Below are 6,577 nucleotides of genomic sequence, written 5' to 3' on the forward strand. Positions count from 1 at the left end.
CTAATTACATGCTCACCAGCGTCTGCAGGATGGTGTCCTGCGTCTTGATGGTCTGCGCGTTGGCCTGGTACGAGCGCTGGGCGATGATCATGTTCACCAGCTCCTGGCTCAGGTCCACGTTCGATTGCTCCACCGCCGACGACTGCAGCAGGCCGAACGAGCCCATGCCCGGCGTACCCAGGTTCGGGGCGCCCGAGTTGGATGTTTCCACCCACTGATTGCCGCCGATGTTCTGCAGGCCTTCCGGGGCCTTGAAGTTGGCCATGGCAACCTGGCCCAGCGTGGCCGTACGGCCATTGGAATAGCGCGCCGTGATGACGCCGTCCGTGCCGACCGAATAGCTCGCCAGGCGGCCCGTGGCGTAACCATCCTGCGTCACGCCCGGGGCGGTGTCGTTATAGCCGCCGCCGTATTGCGTCGTGCCCGTGAAATCCATGCTGGCGATGCTCATGCCAGCAAACGCCACGCTGATCTTGCTCGGCGTGGAGGTCAGCTGGCCGTTGCCGTTGAAGGTTAGCGAGGTCACCGGGTTGCCGCCGGTGGGGTTGTTGCCGTCCACCTGCGAGTAGACATCCCAGCCGGTGGCGGTGCGCACGTAGTAGTTGGTCAGCATGTGCGCGGTGCCCGTGCCGTCGTACACCTGCTCCGAAACGGAATGGTTGAACGTGGCCGAGTTGGTGGGCGAGAACGGCGTGGTCGTCGGCGGCGTGGCGGCGGCGTCCAGGTTGATGCCGAACGCGGTGTTCGTGGTCGCCAGCGGTGCCAGGTCGTTGACGGGAATCTGCAGGTTGGTCAGCACGGCGGTGTTGACCTTGCCGGTGGAGTCCACACCGTAGCCCGTCAGGTTCTGGCCGGTAGCCGAGATGATGAAGCCGTTCTTGTCGGTCTGGAACTGGCCGTTACGCGAGTACGACACCTGGCCGCTGGACGCGTCGACCAGGCGGTAGAAGCCCGTGCCGTTGATGGCGATGTCCAGCGGGTTGCCGGTGATGGTCACGTTGCCCTGCGTGAACGACTGCGACACCTTGGTCACGTTCACGCCCTGGCCGACCTGGTTGTCGGTTGCGCCCACCAGCGAGCGGGCATAGACGTCGCCGAATTCGGCGGTCGACTTCTTGTAGCCGACGGTGTTGGCGTTGGCCACGTTGCTGCCGATGACGTCGAGGTTCTTGGACGCGGCGTCCAGACCGCTCAGGCCTTGCTGGAATCCCATAGTGTTCTCCCGTGGAAGATGAAAAGCGCGGGGCCGTCCCCGTCGCTGATCGGTGATGCGTTACTGAATGGAAGCAACGTCCGACAGCCGCGCCGTCGCGCCGGAGGCGAGCACCAGCTGCATCGTGCCGTTGTTGATCGTCACACCTGCCACCTTGTCCAGGCCCAGTGCGTTGGCCGTGGTGGTCTTGCCGCCCAGCGTCGCCGACACCTTGATGCTGTAGGTACCGTCGGCAAGCTGGTTGCCCTTGTCGTCCTTGCCGTTCCAGGTGTAGTTGCCGCTGCCGGCAGTCATCTGGCCGAGGTCCACCGTGCGCACCGCCACGCCCGCGGCGTTGGTGATGGTGACGACGACATCGTCCGCGCCGTTGGGCACCGAGACCCCGAAGTTGGCGGCGCCCGACGACAGCGTCAGGGTGCTCGTCGGCACCTGCACGGTGCGGCCGATCATCGACGAGGCCTGCGTGGCCGCGTTCTGCGTCAGCATGCTCGACATCGTGGTGTTCAACTGCTGGATGCCGTTGACCGTGTTGATCTGCGCCAGCTGCGAGGTCATCTGCGAGTTGTCCATCGGGTTGAGCGGATCCTGGTTCTGGAGCTGCGCCACCAGCAGCTTCATGAACGTGTTCTGCAGATCGCTGCCGTTGGTGATGGCCAGCTGGTTGCCGGTGGTGGTACCGGTCGTGCTTGTGGTGCTGCTGGTGGAGTTGACGGTCATGTTGGTCTCTCGTGTATCGGGCGCCCGTTGACAGCGCTTACTGGCCCAGGGTGAGGGCCTTGGAGGCCATCGTCTTGGTGGTGTTGGCGACTTCCACGTTGGCCTGGTACGAGCGCGAGGCGGAAATCATGTTCACCATCTCGTCCACCACGTCCACGTTGGGCATGGTCACGTAACCGTCGGCATCGGCCAGCGGGTTTCCCGGCTGGTGCATGCGCTTCATGGGCGTGACGGTGTCTTCGACCACGCGGTCGACCGACACGCCGGTGGCGTAGTCGTCAGACTCCTGCGCGGGCGAAAACACCACCTGCTTGGCGCGGTAGGGTGTGCCGTTCGGGCCGGTCACGCTCTCGGCGTTGGCCAGGTTGGAGGCCACCACGTTCATGCGCTTGGACTGCGCGGTGAGCGCGCTGCCAGCCACATCCATCACCTTGAATAGCGACATGTCGATTCCGCTGTCTTTGAAACTGTTGTCGGATCAGATCCGCTGTTTGTGTGGGCGCTCTCCGGGCCAGCACCTTGCCGGCCCGGGGCGCCGCATCACTCCCGCCCCTCTTTCGCCGCGCGTCACAACCCGCGCGGTCGTCCTGCAACGTTGCCGTGCTAGCTGCTCTGGATGGCGGCCAGCATCGACTTGATCTTCTGCGTCACGATGGTCAGGTCGGCCTCGTAACGCACGGTGTTGTCGGCAAAGCGCATGCGCTCGCCGTCCATGTCGACCGTGTTGCCGTCGATCGACGGCTGCTGCGACGTGCGGTACTGCACTTCGCCCTGCAGCGCCTTGGTCTGTTGCGACAGCGATGCCTGCATCGGTGTCACCTCGCCGGCGGGCGCACCGTTGACGTTCAGGTGGCCGGCCGCCGTGGCGGTCATCGGCAGGGCGTTGCCGCTGTGCTGGCCGACCGCCTTCTGCAGCGCAGACTGAAAATCGAAATCGCGCGCCTTGAAGTTGGGCGTATCGGCATTGGCGATGTTCGAGGCCAGGATCTGGTGCCGCTGCGAACGCAACCGCAGCGCCTGCTCCTGAAAACCGAACAACTGATCCAGCTTGTCGACCATGTGTGTGTTCCGTGTTCCGTGGGATGGAGAACGCGGCATCGGCAGCCCCTTCAAAACCGCCGATGCCGTCTCCAAACCGCTGTATTGCTGAGTTGCCGTCATGCAGCCTCAGTGGCAAAGGCCTGCCTGCGGGCCCGACGCCGGCCGGGAAAACCAGGGCACCGGAGCAGGTTGCACGGTCCGGCTGCACAGCCGCCGCGCAACGCCAGGGACTTCACCACGTTGCAAAGTCTAGGGGCCGATGCGCAACCGCATTCGTCTGAATAAGGGGGGGATTGGCCGACATTTCCGGATTTGGCGCCCCCGCGCGCGTGGCTACACTCCACTGGACTTTTGATGGAGGCTTGCCATGCCACAGCGGTTTGCACGTGAGGCAGATCACCCGACTTTCGCGACGGCGCGGCGCGCGCGGGCCGCGGCCATGCCGCCGGCCGCCGGGCGACGCCTGCTGCTGGTGATCCTCGCGCTGGGGCTGCTGGCCGGCCTCGTGCGCCCGATGCCGGCGCACGGGCAGGGCATGATGCGCGTGGGGTATGCGCCCGCCGCAGCCGCCATGCCGGGGGCGTCGCAAGCCGGCCAGCCCACCGCCATCCAGGGCCCGAACGCCATCCAGATGCAGATCCAGCAGCAGTTGCAGTCGCAACTGGACATCCTGGGCGGCACAAACGAAACCGGTGCGCCGCGCGCATCGGTCGAAGTCGGCCCGGTCGACCCGCGCGTCGCCAACCAGCCGTGCGACCAGATCGACCTGATGCTGCCCGCGGCCAACCGCCTGCGCGGCCGTATACAAGTGGGCGTGCGCTGCCGCTCGCCGCACGCGTGGGCGGCGTGGGTGCCGGCCACCATCCAGATCACAGGGACGTACTACGTGGCCGCCCGCGCCTTGCCCCCGGGCAAGACCCTCGACATGAGCGACCTGGAAGCCCGCACCGGCGATCTGTCGATGCTGCCGCCGTCGGTCGTGCAGCAACCCGCCGACGTGGTCGGCCGCGTGCTGCTCACGAGCGTGGCCGCCAGCCAGCCGCTGCGCGCCGAAAGCCTGCGCTTGCCGGTCGCCGTGCAGGCGGGCCAGACCGTCAAGCTGGTTGCCGAGGGTGGCGGATTCCAGGTCACGAGCGACGGCCGGGCGCTGAACCAGGCCGCAGTCGGCCAGGTGGCGCAGGTGCGTACCGCCAACGGCAACGTCGTTTCGGGCATCGCGCAGTCGGCGGGCGTGGTGGCCATCCAGTTCTGACCCGAGAATTGCGATTGCTCGATCACTTTGAAACTGCAAAGCGACGTGCAGTACGCCCGCTAAAGTTTGGGGCGGGGTTGGCCGATATGGGTGTTAGGATGAACGCGCTCTTCGGAGACACCCGTGAAAATCAACCATATCGTCAACAACGCCCCGGCGATTGCGCCGACCAAGGACACTGCGTCCGGGTCGACGCGTGCCGCTGGCTCGCATGCCGCCAGCACGGCAGCGGCGGGCACGGCGCGCCACACCGGCGATGCGCCGTCGCTGTCAGTCCAACAGGTCTCGCGCCAGGTGGGCAGCGGCGACTTCGATGCCGCGCGCGTCGAGCAGATCCGCCATGCCATCCAGAACGGCACGCTGAAGATGGACGCCGGCAAGATCGCCGATGCGGCGCTTTCCGACGCCCAGTCGCTGCTCTCGGCACAAAGCAAAAAGGCCTGACGGGACACTCCCGTCGCGCCTCCTCCAACCCTGAAGACGCCGCCGGCCCCTGGCCGCACGCGGTGGGGCGGTGTGCCGGCCGGCGGCTGCCCAAGCTGAGGTCGCCTCGCCCATGGACAACACACTGCTGATCCGCACCCTGGCCGACGAGCAGGAACTGCTGCGCGCCGCCAACCAGACCCTGGAAGCCGAAGCGCAGGCGTTGCGCGACGGCGACATGGTCGAACTCGAGCGCATTACCCAGACCAAGCACCAGCAGCTCACCGCCCTCGGCGCAGCCGACCGTGAACGCCGCCTCTGGTGGGCGCAACACGGCGGCGCCGATCCGTACGGGCTGGTCAAATACCTGCGCACCGACGAAGCCGCCAGCCGCCTGTTCGACGAAAACCTGGCCCTGGCCCGCACGCTGCGCCAGCGCAACCTCGACAACGGCGTCCTCATCGACCTGCGCCTGCGTGCCACGCAGAACGCGCTGCAAGTCCTGCACGCTGCCAACAACGGCGGCGGCACACCCTATGGCCGCGACGGCAAGCAACCGCTCTCGATGCCGCGCTTCTCGGTCGTTGCCGAATAGGTGCCACCCGCCTGCCGTTTCCTCGCCTGACGGCCCGCGAACGCTGCTTGACGTTTACGTCAATGGGCATGAAGTGGGGCTGGCTGCCGCCGTCCGATCCTGATATCTATAAGGGGTCTGGCACACCGCCGATCGGGATAAGCAAAAAGGTTTACATCCGATTGATGGGTGCAACAAGCATGCTGGGGATTTATTCTGCGATTTTTGGCGGGGTTAATCCTCCGCGCCTGGCGACATAAAGAAGCAAAAAACCGGGAGGGAAATTGCGCCTGATTGGCGCGCCAAGGTTTCGGCCCGGCGGCACCGCTGCGTGGTGACTGCCGGTTGAACGGGGAAATATACCGAAGCCGCGCGCCATTGCGTTTCCACAAGCCCGTTTGCATTGATTTTGGATCCCGCCGATCCAAATCCGCGCAGCGACGGCGATTCCGGGAAATGGGAAAAACAACCATAACCAGACAGGCGGCGCAGTGAAATCAATCGTAGTAGAGGCACACCCGTTGGTGCGTGCCGGCGCGACTCACGTCTTGCAATCCTTGCCGGCCATTTCCGAGGTTGTCAGCGTCGAACCGGACGAAGACCTTTTTGAAAACCTCGCGGCGCATGCGGACGCCGAACTCGCCCTGATCGGCCTGCCGCTGCCGGGCATCGACGATCTGCCGGCGCTCTCGCGGTTGCTCCAGCAGCCGCATCCGCGGCATGTCGCCGTACTGAGCGAAAACGATTCGGTTGCGCACGTGCGCGCGCTCATGCAATTGAATGTCTCGGCCTATCTGCTGAAAAGCTATTCCGGCAAATTGATCGGGGCGGCACTCGAACTCGTGCTGGCCGGTGGCCGTTATGTGCCTGCGTCCGTCGTGTTGGCCCGGCCCGAAACCATTGCGGCCGGCGCGCCCCGGGGCCATGACGACTGCGCATTGCTCGGACTCACGCAGCGCCAATACGAGATACTCGTTCTGCTTTCCCGCGGCCATCCGGTCAAAACCATCAGCCGCATGCTGAATATCTCGGAGGCGACCACGAAAGCGCATATCAATGCGCTTTATCGGCGGCTCGAAGTGCGCAGCCGTACCGAAGCCGTGTTCGTCGCCACGCAGCGCGGCGCCATGTTGCTGAACGGTCCGCAGGTCGGCGCAGAAACGCCGCTGCGCCTGGCACGCACCGGCTGACACCGTCTTCCTTCGCGCATAAAAAACGGCGCCCACATCGGGGCGCCGCTGGAATATCCCGCCCACGCTGTCGACACGCGGGCGGCAGATGACAAGAAAAGCGAGACGACTCCGCTCAGAACTTCGCGCGGATGCCCACGCCGAACGTGTCGGCCGAGCTCAGGTCC

The 6,577-nt window shown here is 65.4% G+C and carries 8 protein-coding genes; 4 read left to right on the top strand and 4 right to left on the bottom strand.

Annotated features, from left to right (window positions below):
- Nucleotides 1-4: 4 nt before the first annotated feature.
- From flgE to flgB, 4 genes are all read right to left on the bottom strand, one after another.
- A complete protein-coding gene (gene flgE / locus A6M56_RS07180; protein WP_045218747.1) occupies nt 5-1,213 on the bottom strand; it encodes a flagellar hook protein FlgE in 1,209 nt (402 codons plus the stop codon).
- A 60-nt stretch (nt 1,214-1,273) separates the two neighbouring features.
- Nucleotides 1,274-1,930, bottom strand: coding sequence for a flagellar hook assembly protein FlgD (locus A6M56_RS07185; RefSeq protein ID WP_045218748.1), 657 nt, complete (start codon nt 1,928-1,930; stop codon nt 1,274-1,276).
- Nucleotides 1,931-1,967: 37 nt separating this feature from the next.
- Nucleotides 1,968-2,375, bottom strand: a complete 408-nt coding sequence (gene flgC, locus A6M56_RS07190) for a flagellar basal body rod protein FlgC (protein WP_045218750.1) — start codon at nt 2,373-2,375, stop codon at nt 1,968-1,970.
- A 158-nt stretch (nt 2,376-2,533) separates the two neighbouring features.
- The gene (flgB, locus tag A6M56_RS07195; RefSeq protein WP_102079250.1) at nt 2,534-2,989 is read right to left on the bottom strand and encodes a flagellar basal body rod protein FlgB; all 456 of its coding nucleotides are present in this window, start codon (nt 2,987-2,989) and stop codon (nt 2,534-2,536) included.
- A gap of 349 nt (nt 2,990-3,338) precedes the next feature.
- Between flgB and flgA the strand changes: the two genes are divergently transcribed.
- The 4 genes from flgA to A6M56_RS07215 all read left to right on the top strand — a co-directional run bounded on the left by flgA (nt 3,339) and on the right by A6M56_RS07215 (nt 6,410).
- A complete protein-coding gene (gene flgA / locus A6M56_RS07200) occupies nt 3,339-4,223 on the top strand; it encodes a flagellar basal body P-ring formation chaperone FlgA (RefSeq protein ID WP_045218753.1) in 885 nt (294 codons plus the stop codon).
- 123 nt (nt 4,224-4,346) lie between these two features.
- The gene (gene flgM / locus A6M56_RS07205; RefSeq protein WP_045218755.1) at nt 4,347-4,667 is read left to right on the top strand and encodes a flagellar biosynthesis anti-sigma factor FlgM; all 321 of its coding nucleotides are present in this window, start codon (nt 4,347-4,349) and stop codon (nt 4,665-4,667) included.
- A 112-nt stretch (nt 4,668-4,779) separates the two neighbouring features.
- Nucleotides 4,780-5,241: a flagella synthesis protein FlgN gene (locus tag A6M56_RS07210; protein ID WP_045218757.1), complete on the top strand. Its 462-nt coding sequence runs from the start codon at nt 4,780-4,782 to the stop codon at nt 5,239-5,241.
- Nucleotides 5,242-5,711: 470 nt separating this feature from the next.
- Entirely contained in the window at nt 5,712-6,410 is a 699-nt protein-coding gene (locus A6M56_RS07215; protein ID WP_082062864.1) for a LuxR C-terminal-related transcriptional regulator, read from the top strand.
- The last annotated feature ends 167 nt before the right edge of the window (nt 6,411-6,577 follow it).

It is taken from the genome of Ralstonia sp. RL, from assembly GCF_001683835.1.
In the GTDB taxonomy this organism is placed as follows: Bacteria; Pseudomonadota; Gammaproteobacteria; order Burkholderiales; family Burkholderiaceae; genus Ralstonia; species Ralstonia mannitolilytica.